Source organism: Pinisolibacter sp. DMC19, from assembly GCF_056313985.1.
The window spans coordinates 726,843-745,311 of the sequence record NZ_JBQUZF010000002.1; the positions used below are offsets into that span (position 1 = coordinate 726,843).

At 69.3% G+C, this 18,469-nt stretch carries 17 protein-coding genes; 8 read left to right on the top strand and 9 right to left on the bottom strand.

The annotated features are described in order from the left end of the window. Positions 1-14 precede the first annotated feature (14 nt). On the bottom strand, positions 15-497 hold the full coding sequence (locus ACT53U_RS07825) for a MarR family winged helix-turn-helix transcriptional regulator (protein WP_476154015.1): 483 nt from the start codon (positions 495-497) through the stop codon (positions 15-17). A gap of 100 nt (positions 498-597) precedes the next feature. Here ACT53U_RS07825 and ACT53U_RS07830 point away from each other — a divergent pair, with 100 nt between their 5' ends. Beyond that, complete coding sequence (locus ACT53U_RS07830; RefSeq protein ID WP_476153860.1) at positions 598-1,440, top strand: EamA family transporter; 843 nt, start codon at positions 598-600, stop codon at positions 1,438-1,440. Here the strand turns inward: ACT53U_RS07830 and ACT53U_RS07835 are convergent. Beyond that, entirely contained in the window at positions 1,430-2,434 is a 1,005-nt protein-coding gene (locus ACT53U_RS07835; RefSeq protein ID WP_476153862.1) for an asparaginase, read from the bottom strand. The two genes, ACT53U_RS07830 and ACT53U_RS07835, sit on opposite strands and share 11 nt — an antisense overlap. A gap of 334 nt (positions 2,435-2,768) precedes the next feature. Between ACT53U_RS07835 and pyc the strand changes: the two genes are divergently transcribed. Both pyc and ACT53U_RS07845 read left to right on the top strand, forming a co-directional pair. Then, complete coding sequence (gene pyc, locus ACT53U_RS07840) at positions 2,769-6,218, top strand: pyruvate carboxylase (protein ID WP_476153863.1); 3,450 nt, start codon at positions 2,769-2,771, stop codon at positions 6,216-6,218. A gap of 268 nt (positions 6,219-6,486) precedes the next feature. Beyond that, a complete protein-coding gene (locus ACT53U_RS07845) occupies positions 6,487-6,813 on the top strand; it encodes a hypothetical protein (RefSeq protein WP_476153865.1) in 327 nt (108 codons plus the stop codon). A 10-nt stretch (positions 6,814-6,823) separates the two neighbouring features. Here the strand turns inward: ACT53U_RS07845 and ACT53U_RS07850 are convergent, their stop codons facing one another. From ACT53U_RS07850 to ACT53U_RS07865, 4 genes are all read right to left on the bottom strand, one after another. Then, complete coding sequence (locus ACT53U_RS07850) at positions 6,824-8,146, bottom strand: ATP-binding protein (RefSeq protein ID WP_476153867.1); 1,323 nt, start codon at positions 8,144-8,146, stop codon at positions 6,824-6,826. Beyond that, a complete protein-coding gene (locus ACT53U_RS07855) occupies positions 8,146-8,862 on the bottom strand; it encodes a response regulator (RefSeq protein ID WP_476153869.1) in 717 nt (238 codons plus the stop codon). Before ACT53U_RS07855 ends, ACT53U_RS07850 begins: the two co-directional genes overlap by 1 nt. A 152-nt stretch (positions 8,863-9,014) precedes the next feature. Continuing rightward, a complete protein-coding gene (locus ACT53U_RS07860) occupies positions 9,015-9,695 on the bottom strand; it encodes a Crp/Fnr family transcriptional regulator (RefSeq protein WP_476153872.1) in 681 nt (226 codons plus the stop codon). Between the two features lie 10 nt (positions 9,696-9,705). Next, entirely contained in the window at positions 9,706-10,371 is a 666-nt protein-coding gene (locus tag ACT53U_RS07865; RefSeq protein WP_476153874.1) for a Crp/Fnr family transcriptional regulator, read from the bottom strand. Positions 10,372-10,642: 271 nt separating this feature from the next. On the opposite strand from ACT53U_RS07865, the gene ACT53U_RS07870 reads away from it, so the two are divergent. The 4 genes from ACT53U_RS07870 (at position 10,643) to ACT53U_RS07885 (ending at position 15,564) form a co-directional block, all read left to right on the top strand. Beyond that, positions 10,643-11,200 (top strand): SCO family protein, encoded by a 558-nt coding sequence (locus ACT53U_RS07870; RefSeq protein ID WP_476153876.1) that lies wholly within the window; start codon positions 10,643-10,645, stop codon positions 11,198-11,200. Further along, positions 11,197-11,940: a class I SAM-dependent methyltransferase gene (locus tag ACT53U_RS07875; RefSeq protein ID WP_476153878.1), complete on the top strand. Its 744-nt coding sequence runs from the start codon at positions 11,197-11,199 to the stop codon at positions 11,938-11,940. Before ACT53U_RS07870 ends, ACT53U_RS07875 begins: the two co-directional genes overlap by 4 nt. Positions 11,941-12,163: 223 nt before the next feature. Continuing rightward, positions 12,164-13,792, top strand: a complete 1,629-nt coding sequence (locus ACT53U_RS07880) for a long-chain-fatty-acid--CoA ligase (protein ID WP_476153880.1) — start codon at positions 12,164-12,166, stop codon at positions 13,790-13,792. A gap of 140 nt (positions 13,793-13,932) precedes the next feature. After that, positions 13,933-15,564 (top strand): hypothetical protein, encoded by a 1,632-nt coding sequence (locus ACT53U_RS07885; RefSeq protein ID WP_476153882.1) that lies wholly within the window; start codon positions 13,933-13,935, stop codon positions 15,562-15,564. Positions 15,565-15,585: 21 nt separating this feature from the next. Here ACT53U_RS07885 and speB read toward each other — a convergent pair whose 3' ends face one another. From speB to ACT53U_RS07900, 3 genes are all read right to left on the bottom strand, one after another. Next, a complete protein-coding gene (speB, locus tag ACT53U_RS07890) occupies positions 15,586-16,638 on the bottom strand; it encodes an agmatinase (RefSeq protein WP_476153884.1) in 1,053 nt (350 codons plus the stop codon). Positions 16,639-16,699: 61 nt separating this feature from the next. Next, entirely contained in the window at positions 16,700-16,861 is a 162-nt protein-coding gene (locus tag ACT53U_RS07895) for a hypothetical protein (RefSeq protein WP_476153885.1), read from the bottom strand. A gap of 93 nt (positions 16,862-16,954) precedes the next feature. Further along, positions 16,955-17,869, bottom strand: coding sequence for a LysR family transcriptional regulator (locus ACT53U_RS07900; RefSeq protein WP_476153887.1), 915 nt, complete (start codon positions 17,867-17,869; stop codon positions 16,955-16,957). Between the two features lie 119 nt (positions 17,870-17,988). Here ACT53U_RS07900 and ACT53U_RS07905 point away from each other — a divergent pair, with 119 nt between their 5' ends. Continuing rightward, positions 17,989-18,450 (top strand): YybH family protein, encoded by a 462-nt coding sequence (locus ACT53U_RS07905; RefSeq protein ID WP_476153888.1) that lies wholly within the window; start codon positions 17,989-17,991, stop codon positions 18,448-18,450. Positions 18,451-18,469: the final 19 nt, after the last annotated feature.

Here is an 18,469-nt window from a genome sequence, read left to right on the forward strand (position 1 = left end):
CCCGGCACGCCAGATCACTCGAAGGCGGCGAGGAAGCGGGCGAGCAGCGCGTCGAGGGCGCGACGTTCGTCGCCGGAGAGCGCGCCGACGAGCGCGACCTGCGTCGCCACGTGATCGGTCACCGCCGCCTCGACCCGCTCGAGCCCGGCCGGCGTCAGCGCCACCAGCACGCCGCGACCGTCCTGCGGATTGGCCAGACGCTCGACCAGACCGGCACGCTCGAGCTGATCGATGCGGTTGGTCATCGTTCCCGACGTGACCATGGTCGTGGCGAGGAGATCGCCGGGCGACAGGCGATGGGGCGCACCGGCGCGGCGCAGCGTCGCCAGGATGTCGAAACTCGACGGCGACAGGTCGTGACGGGCGAGCGTGCTCTCGATGGCGTGGCGCAGATGGGTGGTCAGACGCGTCATGCGTCCGAGCAGCCCCATCGGCTCGACGTCGAGGTCGGGCCTTTCGCGCCGCCATTGGGCGAGGATCGCGTCGACATGGTCCATGGCGCGACGTGACAACGAAGCCCCGGTCGGGTCAAGCGTCGAGATGTCTCGACATCGAGATATTTTCATCTATCTTGACGTCAAGATAAATGGAGCGACCATGAAACTCGGCGACCTCGCGACGACGGCCCTTGCCCCCGCGATCTGGGGCAGCACCTATCTCGTCACCACCGAATGGCTGCCGCCGGATCGGCCGCTGACGCTTGCCTTTCTCCGCGCGCTTCCCGCCGGGCTGATGGTGCTGGCGCTGACGCGGCGACTGCCGTTCGGCGTCTGGTGGGGGCGCGTCTTCGTGCTCGGCGCGCTGAACTTCACGATCTTCTGGGCCTGCCTCTTCGTCGGCGCCTATCGCCTGCCCGGCGGCGTCGCCGCGACGCTCGGAGCGGTGCAGCCGCTCGTGGTGATCGTGTTGCGACGCGTGATCGCGGGCACGGCGATCAGTCCGGCGCGGGTGGCGATCGGCGTCGTCGGCATTCTCGGCGTCGGCCTGCTGGTGCTCGGGCCGAAGGCGGCGCTCGACGGGGTCGGCATCGTCGCGACGCTCGGCGGCGCGCTGTCGATGGCGCTCGGCACGGTGCTGACCAAGCGCTGGCAGCCGCCGGTCTCGGCGCTCGCCTTCACCGGCTGGCAGTTGCTCGCCGGCGGCCTGACGCTGGCGGTGCCGGCGCTTCTCCTAGAGCCGACGCTGCCGATGCCGACGGCGTGGAACCTCCTCGGCTTCGTCCACCTCGGCCTGATCGGCGGGGCCTTCACCTATTGGCTGTGGTTCCGCGGCCTCGCCCGGCTGGAGCCGGCGGCGGTGGCGCCGCTCGGCTTCCTCAGCCCGCTGACCGCGGTGCTGCTCGGCAGCCTCGTGCTCGGCCAGATCCCGACGGCGATCCAGGCCGTCGGCATGGTCCTGGTGCTCGGCAGCGTCTGGGCGACGATACGAGTCAGGGCGTGAGGGGGCGGAACCCCTCCCCGGCCCTGACCTCGCCGACCACCTGCCCGTTCCAGTCCTTGATCTCCTGATGCAGGAACCCCGCGAGCGCCGGGTCTTCCGTGCGGCCGAGGAGCTCGGCGACCAGGGTCGCGACCGCCACTTCCGCGGCGCGGGCGGTGCCGTCGAGGCACTTCAGCGCGAGCGCCAGACCGAGCGTCGGCAGGGTCGCGACATAGACGCCCTCGGCGCCGATCTTGACGTAGGCCGCGCCGTCGAGCGCCCGCGACAGGTCGGTGCAGAGCCGGCCGGTGCCGGCGATCATGAAGGGCTCGGCGCGGGCGGCCTCGAGCAGCCGACGCGCCGCCTTGGCCCGTTCGGGCGCGAGGCCGACGCCGGTCTCGAGCCGGGCGAAGCCGTGGGCGATCGCCGCCAGCGGAATGCCCCAGACCGGGATCGAACAGCCGTCGATGCCGCGCGGCATGACGGCGAGGTCGGTGCCGGTGACGTCCTCGAGCGCGGCGGCGATCTGGCGGTGGAGCGGGTGGTCGATCTGTTCGTAGCCGGCGGGGTCCATGCCCTGATGGCAGGCGGCGCAGACGAAGCCGGCGTGCTTGCCAGAGCAGTTGTTGTGGAGCCGCGTCGGGCCGAGGCCGGCACGATGGAGCGCGCCGCGGTCGGTCTCGCGGCCGGGCCACTGCGGGCCGCAGGCGAGGCAGGTCTCGTCGCGGCCGGCGGCGGCGAGCATGGCGCGGGCGGTTTCGACATGGACCGTCTCGCCGGAATGCGACGCGGTGGCGAGCGCCAGTTCGCGGACGCCGAAGCCGAGGGCGTCGGCCGCGCCGCTCTCGACCAGCGGCAGCGCCTGGATCACCTTGATCGACGACCGCGGATAGATCACACGGGTCGGATCGCCGGCATGGGCGACGATCGCCCCCGCGGCATCCGCCACCACCCAGTCGACCGGATGCCGGCTCTCGACGAAACCGCCCCGCACCACTTCGATCGTTGCCGTCACGCGTCCATCCTCGCGATGTCTTCGCAGCACGCCCCCTCGGCGGCCGGAGCGCGATCCTTCCCCCATTCGTCCGGTCCGATCAACCCGCGCGACGGCGGAAAACGGCGGGCGAAGCGCAAGACCTTTCGCCGTCGCCCGTCCTTTCGCATTGCGTGCAGTTTTCTGTCGCAGTGCAGCGAAAGTGCTTTTCCGGCGCCACCATCTCGGTCATTGTGCTGACGACGTTCGTCTAATTCACCGTGACATCACGGAACGGGCGTCCGCCGCAACGCCCTCCGGAGTGGGTTTGCGACGAATTCTAATCGTTTCGATTGCCTGTAGGGGGCCCTCGTCCGTGCCGAAGATCAAGAAGTTGCTCGTCGCCAACCGTTCGGAAATCGCCATTCGCGTCTTCCGGGCGGCCAATGAACTGGGGCTCGCCACCGTCGCCGTCTTCGCCGAAGAAGACAAGCTGGCGCTCCATCGCTTCAAGGCCGACGAAGCCTATCAGGTGGGCAAGGGGCTGGGGCCGATCGAGGCTTACCTTTCGATTCCCGAGATCATCCGCGTGGCGAAGCTCTCGGGCGCCGACGCGATCCATCCCGGCTACGGCTTCCTGTCGGAGAGCCCGGAATTCGCAGACGCTTGTCGCGAGGCCGGCATCACCTTCGTCGGCCCGTCGTCGGACACGATGCGCCGGCTCGGCAACAAGGTGGCGGCGCGCAATCTCGCCATCTCGGTCGGTGTACCGGTCATGCCGGCGACCGAGCCGCTGCCGGACGACATGGATCTGGTGAAGAAGGCCGCGCTCGCGATCGGCTACCCGGTGATGCTCAAGGCGTCGTGGGGCGGCGGCGGACGCGGCATGCGCGTCATCCGCGACGAGGCCCAGCTGATGCGCGACGTCGTCGCCGCCAAGCGTGAGGCCAAGGCCGCCTTCGGCAAGGACGAGGTCTATCTCGAGAAGCTCGTCGAGCGCGCCCGTCACGTCGAGGTGCAGATCCTCGGCGACACCCACGGCAACGTCGTCCATCTCTTCGAGCGCGACTGCACCGTCCAGCGCCGCCACCAGAAGGTCGTGGAACGGGCGCCGGCGCCCTATCTCTCCGACGCCGAACGCGCCGAGCTCTGCGGCCATGCGGTGAAGATCGCCCAAGCGACGAACTACGTCGCCGCCGGCACCGTCGAGTTCCTGATGGATGCCGACACCGGCAAGTTCTACTTCATCGAGGTGAACCCGCGCATCCAGGTCGAGCACACCGTCACCGAGCAGGTGACCGGCATCGACATCGTCAAGGCGCAGATCCATCTGATCGAAGGCGAGAAGATCGGCGTCCCCGGTTCGGGCGTGCCGCCGCAGGGGGCGATCCGGCTGAACGGCCACGCGCTGCAGTGCCGCATCACCACCGAGGACCCGGAGAACAACTTCGTTCCCGACTACGGTCGCATCACCGCCTATCGCGGCGCCATGGGCTTCGGCATCCGTCTCGACGGCGGCACGGCCTATTCGGGTGCGGTCATCACCCGCTTCTACGACCCGATGCTGGAGAAGATCACCGCCTGGGCACCGACGCCGGGCGAGGCGATCGCCCGCATGGACCGCGCGCTGCGCGAATTCCGCATCCGCGGCGTCGCCACCAACCTGACCTTCGTGGAGAACGTCGTCTCCCATCCGAAGTTCCGCGACTGCAGCTACACCACCCGCTTCATCGACGAGACGCCGGAGCTCTTCCGCGGCGCCCGTCGCAAGGACCGGGCGACCAAGCTCCTGACCTTCATCGCCGACGTCACCGTCAACGGTCACCCCGAGGTGCGCGGCCGCGCCACGCCGCCGACCGACGCCGCCAAGCCGATCGTGCCGGTGTTCGATCGCGCGATCGTACCGGGCACCAAGCAGATCCTCGACGAACGCGGCCCGAAGGGGCTGGCGAACTGGATGCTCGGCGAAAAGCGCGTGCTCGTCACCGACACGACCATGCGCGACGGCCACCAGTCGCTGCTCGCCACCCGCATGCGCAGCCACGACATCGTCCGCATCGCCGAGGCCTATGCCACCGGCCTGCCGCAGCTGTTCTCGCTCGAATGCTGGGGCGGCGCGACCTTCGACGTCGCCATGCGCTTCCTGACCGAAGACCCGTGGGAGCGTCTCGCCCAGGTGCGCGAGAAGGCGCCGAACATCCTCCTCCAGATGCTGCTGCGCGGGGCGAACGGCGTCGGCTACGCCAACTATCCCGACAACGTCGTGAAGTTCTTCATCCGCGAGGCGGCGAAGGGCGGCGTCGACGTCTTCCGCATCTTCGACGCGCTCAACTGGATGGAGAACATCCGCCCGGCGATCGACGCCGTCGCGTCCGAGAACAAGGTGGCCGAGGCCGCCGTCTGCTACACCGGCGACATCCTCGATCCGGATCGGGCGAAGTACTCGCTGAAGTACTACGTCGAACTGGCCAAGGAGATGGAGAAGGCGGGCGCCCACGTCCTCGGCGTCAAGGACATGGCCGGCCTCCTCAAGCCCGCCGCCGCGCGCGTCCTCTTCAAGGCGCTGCGCGAGGAGATCCAGATCCCGATCCATTTCCACACCCACGACACCTCGGGCATCGCGGCGGCTTCCGTGCTGGCGGCGGTGGACGCGGGCGTCGATGCGGTCGACGCGGCGATGGACGCCTTCTCCGGCCTCACCTCGCAGCCCTGCCTCGGCTCGATCGTCGCGGCGTTGAAGGGCAGCGAGCGCGACCCGGGCCTCGACGCGGCGACCATCCGCAAGCTGTCGTTCTATTGGGAGGCGGTGCGCGCCCAGTATCGCGCCTTCGAGAGCGATCTGCGCTCGGGGGCGTCGGAGGTCTATCTCCACGAGATGCCGGGCGGCCAGTTCACCAACCTCAAGGAACAGGCGCGCGGGCTGGGGCTCGAGGCCAAGTGGCACGACGTCGCCCAGGCCTATGCCGACGTCAACCGCCTCTTCGGCGACATCGTCAAGGTGACGCCGACCTCCAAGGTGGTCGGCGACATGGCGCTGGCCATGGTCGCGGCCGGGATCACGGCGGAAGAGGTCGCCGATCCGGCGAAGGACGTCGCCTTCCCCGACTCGGTCGTCCAGCTCTTCCGCGGCGACCTCGGTCAGCCGCCGGGCGGCTGGCCGAAGGCGCTGCAGGCGAAGATCCTCAAGGGGGCGCCCGCCTACACCGACCGTCCCGGCTCCAAGATGGCGGCGGCCGACCTCGAGGCCGTCCGCGCCGATGCGGCGAAGAAGACCGGCCGGGAAGCTTCGGCGATCTCCGACACCGATCTCGCCAGCTACCTGATGTACCCCAAGGTCACCACCGACTTCTTCCGCATGCAGGACCTCTATGGGCCCACCTCGGCGCTGCCGACGCCGACCTACTTCTACGGCATGCAGCCGGGCGAGGAGGTCGCCGTCGACATCGAGAAGGGCAAGACGCTGGTCATTCTGGCGCAGGCGATCGGCGAGACCGACGAGACCGGTCAGGTCAAGGTCTTCTTCGAGCTCAACGGCCAGCCGCGCATCGTCAAGGTGCCGAACCGCGCCGCCTCCGCCAAGATCGTCGCCCGCCGCAAGGCGGAGGACGGCAACGACGCCCATGTCGGCGCGCCGATGCCGGGCGTGGTCTCGACCGTGGCGGTCAAGGCCGGTCAGGAGGTCAAGGCCGGCGACGTGCTCCTCTCGATCGAGGCGATGAAGATGGAGACGGCGCTGCACGCCGAGCGCGACGGCAAGATCGCCGAAGTGCTGGTCCATGCCGGCTCGCCGATCGACGCCAAGGACCTGCTGGTGGTCTACGGCTGAAGCCGATCGGCGACCCCCGCGACGAAAGGAGGCCGCTCGGCCTCCTTTTTCGTATTCGAGACAAATCTCCCGATTCGCTCGCGACAATCGTTCACGCTTCTCCTCGAAGCCCGTGGAACGTAAGATGATCTCGAGACTTCCTTAGGAGACGGGGTCGATTCTCGTGAGCCGAACCGGTAGATCGCGCAGCGGACGCGGCCGGTCGACGAGGCCGATGCGAAGTACGCGTCAACCTTTCGGTAACGATCACGGCGCGAGGATCACGGGAATGATGCAGGGAGATGGATTCGTGTCGCTGCTGGTCTGCCTCGCGGTCCTCGTCGGTCTGGTGACCGGGCTGCGCTTCAACGTCCGAATGCTGGTCTGGCTCTGCCTGGCGATGATGATCTGTGGTCTCGCCGCAGGCATGTCCGGCTACGCCGCGCCCGGACGCACGGTGCTGACGACCCTGGTCTCGCTGGTCGCCCTGCAGGTCGGCTATTTCGTCGCCCTGGTGATCGGCGCCATGCGGCTCGCGGAGACCCCGGCTCCGGCCGGCGAGCACGCCGGCGCGCACGATCGGCGCGGCGAAGCCTCGCGTCCGACCGGCGCCTGACGCGCTCCCGTCACGCCTGCAACGGCGGCAGTTCGATCGTCACGGCGAGGCCGCCCGACGGTGCATCGCCGAGGACCAGGCGCCCACCCTGCCCCTCCACCACCGCCCGCGCGATCGCCAGACCGAGGCCGAAGCCCGATCCGGCATTGAGATTGCGCGACACGTCGCCGCGTACGAAGGGGCGGGTCATCACCTCGCGCTCGGCTTCGGGAATGCCCGGGCCGTCGTCCTCGATCTCGATCACCGCGGTCTCCTCGCGCAACGAGAGGCGCACGCGGGCGCGCTGGCCGTATTTCACGGCGTTCTCGACGAGATTGGTCAGCGCGCGGGTGGTCGACTGGGAGCGCAGGCGGCGCGACAGATGGTTCGGGCCTTCGTAGGCGACGTCACCGCCGAGATCGACGGCATTGTCGCAGATCGTCTCGATCAGCGCCGCGAGGTCGACCAGCGTCGGCTCCTCGGCATGGCGCCCCTCGCGCAGATAGGTCAGCGCCCCCTCGATCATCTCGCCCATCAGGTCGAGATCGCGGCGGAACTCCGTCTGCAGCGCCTCGTCCTCGACGAACTCGGTGCGCAGGCGCATGCGGGTGATCGGCGTGCGCAGGTCGTGGCCCATGGCGGCGAGCATGCCGGTGCGGTCGGCAACGAGGTCGCGGATGCGGCGGCGCATGGCGTCGAAGGAGCGGGCGGCGACACGCACCTCCTCCGGCCCCTCGAGCGTCAGGGGCGATCCCTCCTTCTCGACGTCGAAGGCACGCGCGGCGGCGGCGAGATCGCGCAGAGGCCGGACCAGCGCGACCGCGGCCCACAGCGCCAGCAGGAGCGACGTCACCAGCGCGAAGCCGACCACCACGGCCGGAACCGCGATCTTGGGCGGCATCGGCGGCGGCAGGCGCGGCGTCATGATCAGCCACTCGTCGCCGGTCAGACCGACGGCGAGGCGCATGCCCTCGCCCGAGGGCGCCGCCGGCACGATCCGGATCGCCTGGACCCAGGGGCTGATGTCGTCGATCAAGGGACCGAGGTAACGGCCCGCGAGCGTGTTGGTGCCCGCCGGCTCGGCGTCGGGCGGCGGATTGCGATCGAGATCGAGCCCCAGCTCGGGAAAGATCGCCGCCATCTCGTCGATGCGGGCCTCGCGCGTCTCACCCGGCGGCAGGCCGGCGATGTAGCGGACGATGGCATCGATATGGACGCGGACGATGCGCGGCGGCGGCTGAAAGATCAGCGAGCCGGCCACGACGATGATCTGCACCAGGATCGCCGAGGCGATCGCCACCAGCACCAACTGCCCGGCGAGCCGTCGGGGCCAGAAGTGCCAGGAACCCCGCATCAGGAACTCTCGACCTCCGCGGCGAAGAGATAGCCGCCGGCGCGGACCGTGCGGATGATCTCGGGATGGTGCGGGCTCGTCTCGATCTTGCGGCGAATGCGGCTGATCAGGATGTCGACCGAACGTTCGAAGGGACCGGCGACGCGGCCTTGCGTCAGTTCGAGCAGGCGGTCGCGCGACAGCACGCGGCCGGGGCGCTCGACCAGCACGCGCAGGAGGTCGAACTCGGCCCCGGTCAGGGCGACCTCGGCACCGTCGGCATTGACCAGCCGGCGCGCCGCGACCTCGAGGCGGTGACCTTCGAAGACGTGGACGGCGAAACGGGCGGTCTCGCTCGGACCTTCGCCCGCGGTCCGCCGCAGCACGGCTCGGATGCGGGCGAGCAGTTCGCGCGGGGAGAAGGGCTTGCCGAGATAGTCGTCGGCGCCGAGCTCCAGCCCGGCGATCCGATCGCCCTCGTCGGAGCGGGCCGTCAGGATGACGATCGGGATGCGACTACTGCGCCGGAGGCGGCGGCAGATCGACAGACCGTCCTCCCCCGGCAGCATCAGGTCGAGGACGATCAGGTCGACGGTCTCGTCGGCGAGGCAGCGATCCATCTCGCCGCCGTCGGCCACGACCGTCACCCGACAGTCGTTGGCGCGCAGGTAGCGCGCGACCAACGTGCTGATTTCGCGGTCGTCCTCGACGACCAGAATGTGAGGCGTCGGATACATGACCCCCTCTTGCCACGGAAGGGACGATTCGCGTTCGGAATTTTTGTTTCCGGTCGATGTCACGAACAACAGGATGCGATCGAAACGTCCATCGTTTCAAATTGTTCCGAGCCGCGCGGCCGATGACGTTGCGGCATCGTCGCGCATCGCCGTCAGACGTCGCCGCGCGCCAAGGCACGCAGCGCTTCGACACGGGTGATCTCGACCTTTTCGCGATCGACCCTGACGCCGTGCCCGCGCAGCTTGGCGAGACCGCGCGAGAAGCTCTCCGGCGTCATGCCGAGGCGGCCGGCGATCAGCGTCTTCTCGTAGGGAAATTCGAGCGTCGCACCACCACGGGCGCCGCCGGCGAGATCGGCGAGGAAGCCGGCGATGCGGCGGGTGGCCGGCAGGCTCTTCAGCCGCTCCAGTTCCTCCACCATGACGCGCAGGTGGGCGGAGGCGGAAGCGAGCATCGGGAAGGCCAGGTCGGGATCGGCGGTGAGGCGCGAGCGCAGACGATCGGCATCGAGCACCAGCACGCGGCAGGGCCCGGCGGCCTCGGCGCCGGCGTGGGTCGGGATGCCGAGGAGGGCGGCGGCCTCGCCGAAGCTGTCGCCGGCGCCGTTGATGGCGACGACGGTGTCGACGCCGTCCTCGGAGGTGCGCATCAGCTTCACCCAGCCGGAGACGACGAGGAACAGCGTGTCGATCCGGTCGCCCTCGAGGAACAGTACCTGGCCCTTGGCGAAGGCACGCGGCGTGCGGTCGCCGACGATGTCGCGGGCGAGCGCCTCGTCGATGGCGCGGAACAGCATGTTGCGGCGAACGACGGCGAAATCGGCGGCATCCATGGCGGCATCCTCAGAGGCGGTCGCTCGCCTCGCGGGCGAACTGGGCGAGGCGGGAGAGCGAGGCGATCTCGACGCTGTCGCGTTCGACGGCGACGCCCTCGGCACGCAACGTGGCGAGCGCACGCGAGAAGCTCTCGGGCGTCATGCCGAGGCGGCGGGCGATCAGAGCCTTGTCGTATGGCAGCCGCATCCGCAGGCGACCGGACGCGCCGTCGCCTTGGACGCGCCGGGCGCAGGTGACGAGGAAGTCGGCGACGCGCTGGGGTGCGGCATGCGCCTTCATCACCCTCACCTGTTCCGACAGCGTCGTGGTGTGGTGGGCGATCGAGGCGAGGAGCGCGGTGGCGACGCGGCCGTCGGCGCGCATGGCGGCCCGCAGCGTCGCCGCCTCGATGCGCAGGAGCCGCGCCTCGGTCACCGTGTCGGCGGCGACGGGGAAGCGGCCGCCCATGAACATCACCGCCTCGGCGAAGCTCTCGCCGGCGGTCATCACCGAGACCACCGCCTCCGACCCGTCGGGCAGCAGGCGACAGAGCTTCACCCAGCCGTCGAGGATGACCCAGAAGGCATCGGCCGGATCGCCCTGGCGCACGACGCTCGCGCCGCGATCCCAGCGCCGCGGCACGGCACCGGCGAGGACCGCGGCGGCGACCTCCGGGTCCATGTGGCGGAACATCGGCACCTCGCGAATGCGCGCGAGGTCGGCCGCGTCGATCTGAAACGGGGGACGGGGGTGGCCGGTCAAACGGTGTCTCCATCGTCGCCTCGTCCGCGGGTGGAGCCCCTCGCGGACCGAAGACCGCGTTCGTTATAGCGGAGGATGCGCCGCGTTCCATGCCTCTGCGTCGCATTTCGATCGAGCCCACGGACGCGCAGGCGTAATCGGTCAAGGACATTGGCCCGGTTCGGCGCGAGAATGCCGGCTCCCGATCCGCCGGAGCCTCGCGATGATCACCCGCCGTACCGCCCTCTCGCTCCTCGCCGGCCTCGCGTTCGTTTCCGCGACGCTGCCGGCGCGGGCCGCGGGCCTGCCGATCCTCGGACGCCGTCACGACGGGCGCGACGCTCGGCCGGAAGACTTCCCCGAATGGCGGCTGGTCTATTTCGGCTACACCCACTGCCCCGACGTCTGTCCGCTCGGCCTCCAGACCATGGCCGACGCGATCGAGGCGCTGGGGCCGCTCGGCGCCCACGTCTCGCCGGTCTTCGTCACCGTCGATCCCGCCCGCGACACGCCGGCGGTGATGGCCGACTACGTCGGCTTCTTCCATCCCCGCCTCGTCGGCATCACGCCGAGCGAGGAGGAACTCCGGGTGATGGGCAAGGCGTGGCGGGTGAAATATGCCAAGGTGGAGGTCGGCGAGGGCCGCCCCTATCTGATGGACCACACCGCCAGCCTGCTCCTCGCCGATCCGGCGGGCGAAGCGGCCGGGCGGCTCTCCCACGATCTCGGCGGCGCGCGTTCCGCCGAACGGATCCGCACCGCGATGGAGGCACGCAGTTGACGGGCGAGACCGGTCAGGGCGATCCGCTCGCCACACATTTCGGCCGCCGTGTCGTCTCCGAGGACGAACGACGGCAGCTGGTCCGCTCGACCTTCGAGGCCGTGGCGCCGCGCTACGACCTGATGAACGACCTGATGAGCCTCGGCATCCACCGCCTGTGGAAGCGGCGCTTCGTCTCGCTCGCGACACCACGGCCGGGCGAGCGGGCACTCGACCTCGCCGGCGGAACCGGCGACGTCGCCTTCGCGCTGGCGCGGGCCGGCGCGATCGTGACGGTGGCCGATCCCTCGATCGCGATGATGACGGTGGGCATGCAGCGGCCCGGCGGCGAGGCGATCGCCTGGGTCGAGGCGGAGGCCGAGGCCCTGCCCTTCGCCGACGCCTCGTTCGATCTCGTCACCATCGCCTTCGGCATCCGCAACGCGACGCGGATGGACGCGACACTCGCCGAGATCCACCGCGTGCTGCGCCCCGAGGGGCGTTTCCTCTGTCTCGAGTTCTCGACGCCGCGCCGTTGGCTCGCCCCCTTCTACGGCCTGTGGTCGCGCACCGCGATCCCGGCGCTCGGCGCCGCCGTCTCCGGCCGGGTCGAGGCCTATCGCTACCTCGTCGAATCGATCGGCCGCTTCCCCGACCAGCCGACCTTCGCCGGCGCGATCGAGGCCGCCGGCTTCGCCGACGTGCAGTGGCAGGATCTCTCCTTCGGCATCGCCGCGATCCACGGCGGCCGGCGGCACTGAGACCGGCCGGGCGACGCGTACTGACATCCTCTGCCGACGTGTGCCGCACGGTTCGGCCGTGCCGTCCGCGGCTTGACGCGACGGCCCGCGGCTGCCGCGATCGACCGACGTCGCACCGTCGAAGGATCGACTGGACATCCCCCTTCCCTTCGGCTCAACATCCGAACCAATACGTCAAGAAGGAGCCCTCGAGGTCAATCTCAGAGGGCCGTGGGAGGACACGATGCTCGGATCGATGCAGGATTGGCCGCTGCTGTGCACCAAGATCATCGACCACGCGGCGCTGCTGCACCCGGGTCGGACGGTGCTGTCGCGCTCGGTCGAGGGGCCGATGCACGAGACGACCTATGCCGAGATCCGCCGGCGCTCGCTCAAGGTCGCCAAGCGGCTTGAGAAGCACGGCATTCGTCTGGGTGACCGGGTCGCGACGCTCGCCTGGAACACCTGGCGCCATCTCGAGGTGTGGTACGGCCTGCTCGGCATCGGCGCGATCTACCACACGGTCAATCCGCGGCTCTTCCACGACCAGATCGTCTGGATCGTCAACGACGCCGCCGACCGGCTGCTGTTCGTCGACCTGACCTTCCTGCCGATCATCGAGAAATACATCGGCCAGATGCCGACGCTCGAGCGGGTGATCGTGCTGACCGACGCCGCGCACATGCCGGCGACGACGATCCCCAACGCGGTTCCTTACGAGGACTGGATCGCCGAGGTCGACGAGGACTTCGCCTGGAAGGCCTTCGACGAGAACACCGCCGCCGGCCTCTGCTACACCTCGGGCACCACCGGCAACCCGAAGGGCGTCGTCTATTCGCACCGTTCCAACGTGATCCACGCCTTCCAGGCGGCGCAGGTCGACATGTTCGGCTGCGGCTCGCACGACACGATCATGCCGGTCGTGCCGATGTTCCACGCCAATTGCTGGTCGCTCGCCTTCACCGCGCCGATGGTCGGTGCGAGCCTCGTCATGCCGGGGCCGAAGCTCGACGGCGCCTCGATCCACGAGATGCTGGAGGTCGGCAAGGTGACGCTGACCGCCGCCGTGCCGACCGTCTGGCAGATGCTGTTGCAGCACATGGAGGCGAAGCAGGTCCGCCTCTCCACCCTGAAGCGGGTGATCATCGGCGGCGCCGCCTGTCCGCGCGCCATGACCGAGAAGTTCGAGAAGGTCTACGACGTCCGCGTCGCCCATGCCTGGGGCATGACCGAGACCAGCCCGCTCGGCACGATCTGCTCGCTGAAGCCCGAGACCGCCGATCTCGACGTCGAGGCGCGGCTCGATCTCCAGGTCAAGCAGGGCATTCCGCCCTTCGGCGTCGAGATGAAGATCACCGACGACGCGAACAACGAACGCCCGCGCGACAGCCGTTCCTTCGGTCGCCTCAAGGTGCGCGGCCCGGCGATCGCCGGTGGCTACTTCAAGGGCGCGGGCAAGGAGGCCTTCGACGCCGACGGTTTCTTCGACACCGGCGACGTCGCGACGATCGACCCGAACGGCTACATGCAGATCACCGACCGCTCCAAGGACGTCATCAAGTCTGGCGGCGAGTGGATCTCGACGATCGATCTCGAGAACCTCGCCATCTCGCACCCCGACGTGCTGGAGGCGGCCGTGATCGGCGTCGCCCACCCGAAGTGGGACGAGCGGCCGCTGCTGGTGGTGGTGCCGAAACCCGGCACCTCGCCGACGCGGGAGGGATTGCTCGCCCATTACGAGGGCCGGATCGCCAAGTGGTGGATGCCCGACGACGTCGTCTTCGTCGACGAGATCCCGCATACCGCCACCGGCAAGATCCAGAAGATGACACTGCGTGAACGCTTCCGGGATTACAGGCTGCCGAGCGCGTGATCGGGCGCCTACCCGCCGATCGTAGGCGCGCAGGGAACGCTCCGAGATAGTCGTCGACAGCCGCGAGCGACCGGTGCAGGCTCCGGTGGATCGAAAATCGCAGGCGCCGCCGGTCGCCGGCGGCGCGCGGAGTTGCCTTCATGACGTTCGCCGCGCCGGGCAGGACCACCGACGCCGACGGCCCACGGGGGCGATGGACTGAGCTCGCCGCCCGTCCGCTCGTCCGGGTGGGCGCGGTCGTCGTCTTCCTCGTCATGGTGATGGTGGTCCGCCGGCTGGTCGATCCGCGCGGGTTCTCCTTCCTGGAAGACGACGCCTGGTACTACCACCGGATCGCGCTCAACATCGCCCGCCACGGCTACAGCTCGTTCGACGGGCTGGTCGCCACCAACGGCTATCATCCGCTCTGGCAGATGGTGATGGCCGGCGCGGTCCTCCTCTTCGACGTCGGCGCCCGCGGCGTGATCCTGTTGCAGCTCGTTCTGCTCGCCGCGGCGGTCTGGATCTTCCTCGGCGCGCTACGCCGGATCGGCCCGCTGCACCTCGCCCTCGTCGCGCTCTACATGCCGCGGCAGATCCAGGGCATTCTCGCCCACGGCATGGAAGTCGATCTCGTCTTCCTCGCCGCCGCGACGTGGTTCGTGGCGATGGCGCGCCATGCCGAGGGGCGCGACGGCGGCTCCGTCCATTGGCTCGGGGCGACGGTCGCGTTCTGCTTCCTGGCGCGGATCGAGGCGATCGTCTTCGTCGCACCGGGGGCACTGCTCCTGGTGCGGTCGAACCGGGCGCGCGCTGTGCTCCTCGCCGAGATCGTCGCGGTCGTCGGCCTCTACGGCGCGATCAACATGGCGCTCTTCGGCCTGCCGATGCCGATCTCGGGCGCGGTGAAGTCGCTCGGCGGACTGCAGTGGAACGCGGCGCTCGCCGAGCAGCTCTTCCCCTTCGGTGTCAGCCCGAAGAAGATCATCCAGGCGCAACATGTCGGACGACAACTGCCACCCTACGTCGTCGCCGCCGCGCTCTTCGTCTTCGCCCGTCGCGATCGGCTGCTCGGGGCGATGGTCGCGTCGGTCGGCCTCGGCCTCGTCGTCTACTGGAGCAAACTCTTCTTCTTCTCGTCGTGGCAGGTCTGGCCCTGGTACGAGTTCCCGACGATCATCGTCCTCCTCCTGCTGGTGGTGACGGTCGACAGGATCGCGTCCCGTCTCCAGGCGCTGCCGGGTCCCATCGCTCGTTTCGCACGCCTCGGCGAGATCGTCCTCGCCGTCGGGCTCGCCGGCTTCGTCGGAGCGACCGCCCATCGCGGTGCCTGGCGGACCGGTCCGGGCCTCGACACCGACTTCCAACGGATGAACGCATTCGCAGCGGAGGAGGTGATGCGGCGGCTCGGCCCGGTGCCGATCGCCATGGGCGACCGTGCCGGCTCCTTCGCGGCGATCCATCGCGGGCCGGTGGTCCAGCTCGAGGGCCTCGTCTCCGACAAGGCCCATCTCGCCGCGCTGCGGCCGGGCGCCGACCTCGAGGCCCGGCTGTGCGGCCTCGGCGTCCACCACGTGATCTCGTACCAGCGCGACCTCGGCGACTATCGCGAGCGCGACATCCCGGCGATCCGGCCGGAGCTCTCCGGCTATCGCTCGTCGACCTACCGCGCACGGAAGGCGAACGAGGTCTTCGTCCTGAAGCGACCCGACCTCTTCGACAATTCGGCGACCCGCGACGGTGACCCCGTCGTCTATCTCTGGGCGATCGACTGCGACCGCCCAGCGCGGTGAGCGCCGCCGTCGCGACGGCCGTCAACGACCGACGATCGAAGGCGAGAAGGTCATCAGGGCGAGGATTTCCAGCATGATCTGGGCGGCGACCTGGGCGGTGTTGGTGGTGCCGTCGTATTGCGGCGCCACTTCGACGACGTCGCCGCCGATCAGGTTCACCCCGGCAAGCCCACGCAGCAGGTCGAGCGCCTCGCGGGTGGTCATGCCGCCGATCTCCGGCGTGCCGGTGCCGGGCGCGAAGGCGGGGTCGAGGCAGTCGACGTCGAAGGAGAGATAGGTCGGGCCGTCGCCGACCACGGCGCGCGCCCGGGCGACGATCGCCTCGAGGCCGAGGGTCGAGATCTCCTCGGCATGGATCACCGTCATGCCGCTGTCGCGGGAGAATTCCCAGAGATATTCCGACGCGCCGCGGATGCCGATCTGGATCGTCCGCGTCGGGTCGAGCACGCCGTCGAGCACCGCCTGACGGAACGGGCCGCCGTGGTGGAACTTGGTGCAGTCGAAGGGCCCGCCGGTGTCGCAATGGGCATCGAAATGGATCAGCCCGACCGGGCGTTCCCGCCCGAGCGCCCGCAGGATCGGCAGGGTCACCGAATGATCGCCGCCCGCCCCCAACGGCGCGACGCCGGCGGCGACGATCTTGGCCACATGGGTCTCGATGTCCTCGTGCGCCATGGCGAGATCGAAACGCGAGCGGAAGGGCACGTCGCCGATGTCGGCGACCTTCAGGTCGCGGGTCGGGACGCATTTCAGCACGTGCTCGTAGGGTCCGATCCGCTCGATCGTGCGCATGGCGCGCGGTCCGAACCGGGCACCGGAGCGGTTGGAGACGCCGAGATCCATCGGGATGCCGTAGAGCGCCACCTGCAGGCCGGCGAGGTCGGGCGTCCCGGGATCGACGGCACGGTACGGCGCTGCGCACAGGGTCGAGAGACCGGCATAGGGCGCCGAGCGGGTACCGGCGGCATCGAACACCATGGCGGCGACGCGGGCGAAGGCCGGGTCGTGGATCGCGCCGCCGGCGGCATCGCCGTATTTCGCGCGCAGCCGTTCGAGATCGTCGGGAGTGAACATCGTCGCAGTCTCCGAATGCCATGGGGGGGCGTCGCGGCCGCAGCGCGGCCCTCGTCGACCGTCAGCGGCCGGGCGTGGTCTCCGACGAGGAGATGTCCTCGACCGCCGTCTCGCCGACCCGGGCAGCTTCCGTCTCGTCGAGACCGAGGGCGGCGAGATCGGCGGCCACACCCGCGCCGCAGACGATCTCGGTCGGATAGTTCCAATAGGCCGCCGTCGACATCGCTCTCCCTCGACCCGTTCGCGAGACATCGGTCGAGATGACCGTCGTTCCCATCGACGAACAAGCCGCGAGAGGAGATGCGAACATCGATGTTCAGCGATGCATCTCGCCCGAGAGATGCACCGTGCGCAGATCGTCGACGAAGGCGCGGGCGATCTCGGTCAGATGGCGGCGCTGGCGGGTGACGAGGTGGAACGTCACCTCGTAGCGCAGCATCGCGGGGTTGAGCGCGGCGAGCAGTCCCTTCTCGACCAGCGGCGCGGCGAAGTGCTGCGGCAGGTAACCGAGGTGGTGGCCGGAGAGCACGAGCATCGCCATCGCCTCCATGTTGTCGGCGACGGCACCGATGTGGCGCGGGATCTCGGTGAGCCCGGTCTCCGGCAACGGATAGCTGCGCCAGGCCCAGTCGTGGTCGTGCACCTCGGCCGGCGTCAGGTTGCCGGCCCGCCCGAACAGCGGATGGGCGCTGCCGCAATAGGCCACCTGCCGTTCGATCAGCAGCGGCGTGAACTGCAGCGTCGGGGCGCGATGCCAGAAATAACCGATCGCCACGTCGATCTGGCCGGCGAGCAGGCGTTCCTCGAGCTCCTGCGGCGAGCGGACGATGATCGAGATCTTCACCGCCTCGTCACGACCACGGAAGAGGGCGATCGCCTCGCTCACCCGATTGATCTGATCGAAGGGTGTCTGGCCGATCATGCCGATGCGCAGATTGCCGACCAGCTTGCGGTCGAGGTTGCGCGCCGCCATGCCGAAGTCGGCGACCGAACTCATCAGCGCCCGGGCGAGGTCGGTGAAGGCCTCGCCCTTGGGGGTCAGGCGGAAACCGCCGCGGCCGCGTTCGCACAGGCGGAACCCCAGCCGCGTCTCCAGCGTCGCGAGTTGGGTGCTGATCGTCGACTGGCCGACGTTGAGCGTGGTCTGGGCGAGCGACACGCCGCCGGCCTCGACCACCGCCAGGAAGACGCGCACCAGACGCAGATCGAGGTCGCTCAGATTGCCCAGCATGCGGAGGCCCCTCATATCGACGGAAATCGATGTGAATGTTTTATTTTGGAAATTTGCGATGTCAACGAGATGCGCGATCGTCTCGATATCGGGGCCGAACGCCATCTCGGGGGAGATTGATGAAAACGACGCGATCCGCATCTACCGGTTTCGACGCGAGCCTCGGACCGGATCCGGTTGCGGCCCTCGAGGCCGACCGGCGGGCGGTGCTCGAAGCCGCGGCCGAACTCGTCGCCCACTTCGGCTCGCACGACACCGAGGGCTATTTCGCCGCCTTCGCCGACGACGCCGACTTCGTCTTCCACACGACGCCGGAGATGCTGCCGAACCGGGCCGCCTATCACGCCCTGTGGTCGCGTTGGGAGGCCGAGGGCCTGCGCGTTCTCGCCTGCCGGTCGATCGATCCGAGCGTCCGGCTCCTCGGCGATACGGCGATCTTCGTCCACCGGGTCGAGACCCGCCTCGCCTTCGGCGCCGACGAACAGACGGCGAGCGAGCGCGAGACCATCGTCTTCCATCGTTGCGTCGACGGCCGCTGGCTCGCCGTGCACGAACATCTCTCGACCGTCACCGCCGCCTGATCCTCGCCCGAGGATCGCA

Excerpts from the sequence above, each read along its gene's own strand:
- ACT53U_RS07845 (WP_476153865.1), top strand. The coding sequence starts at position 6,487 with ATGATGCAGGGAGATGGATTCGTGTCGCTGCTGGTCTGCCTCGCGGTC.
- ACT53U_RS07905 (WP_476153888.1), top strand. The coding sequence starts at position 17,989 with ATGAAAACGACGCGATCCGCATCTACCGGTTTCGACGCGAGCCTCGGA.
- ACT53U_RS07900 (WP_476153887.1), bottom strand. The coding sequence starts at position 17,869 with ATGCTGGGCAATCTGAGCGACCTCGATCTGCGTCTGGTGCGCGTCTTC.
- ACT53U_RS07855 (WP_476153869.1), bottom strand. The coding sequence starts at position 8,862 with ATGTATCCGACGCCTCACATTCTGGTCGTCGAGGACGACCGCGAAATC.
- speB (WP_476153884.1), bottom strand. The coding sequence starts at position 16,638 with ATGTTCACTCCCGACGATCTCGAACGGCTGCGCGCGAAATACGGCGAT.
- ACT53U_RS07870 (WP_476153876.1), top strand. The coding sequence starts at position 10,643 with ATGATCACCCGCCGTACCGCCCTCTCGCTCCTCGCCGGCCTCGCGTTC.
- ACT53U_RS07850 (WP_476153867.1), bottom strand. The coding sequence starts at position 8,146 with ATGCGGGGTTCCTGGCACTTCTGGCCCCGACGGCTCGCCGGGCAGTTG.
- ACT53U_RS07865 (WP_476153874.1), bottom strand. The coding sequence starts at position 10,371 with ATGTTCCGCCACATGGACCCGGAGGTCGCCGCCGCGGTCCTCGCCGGT.
- ACT53U_RS07895 (WP_476153885.1), bottom strand. The coding sequence starts at position 16,861 with ATGTCGACGGCGGCCTATTGGAACTATCCGACCGAGATCGTCTGCGGC.
- ACT53U_RS07880 (WP_476153880.1), top strand. The coding sequence starts at position 12,164 with ATGCTCGGATCGATGCAGGATTGGCCGCTGCTGTGCACCAAGATCATC.
- ACT53U_RS07825 (WP_476154015.1), bottom strand. The coding sequence starts at position 497 with ATGGACCATGTCGACGCGATCCTCGCCCAATGGCGGCGCGAAAGGCCC.
- ACT53U_RS07830 (WP_476153860.1), top strand. The coding sequence starts at position 598 with ATGAAACTCGGCGACCTCGCGACGACGGCCCTTGCCCCCGCGATCTGG.
- ACT53U_RS07860 (WP_476153872.1), bottom strand. The coding sequence starts at position 9,695 with ATGGATGCCGCCGATTTCGCCGTCGTTCGCCGCAACATGCTGTTCCGC.
- ACT53U_RS07885 (WP_476153882.1), top strand. The coding sequence starts at position 13,933 with ATGACGTTCGCCGCGCCGGGCAGGACCACCGACGCCGACGGCCCACGG.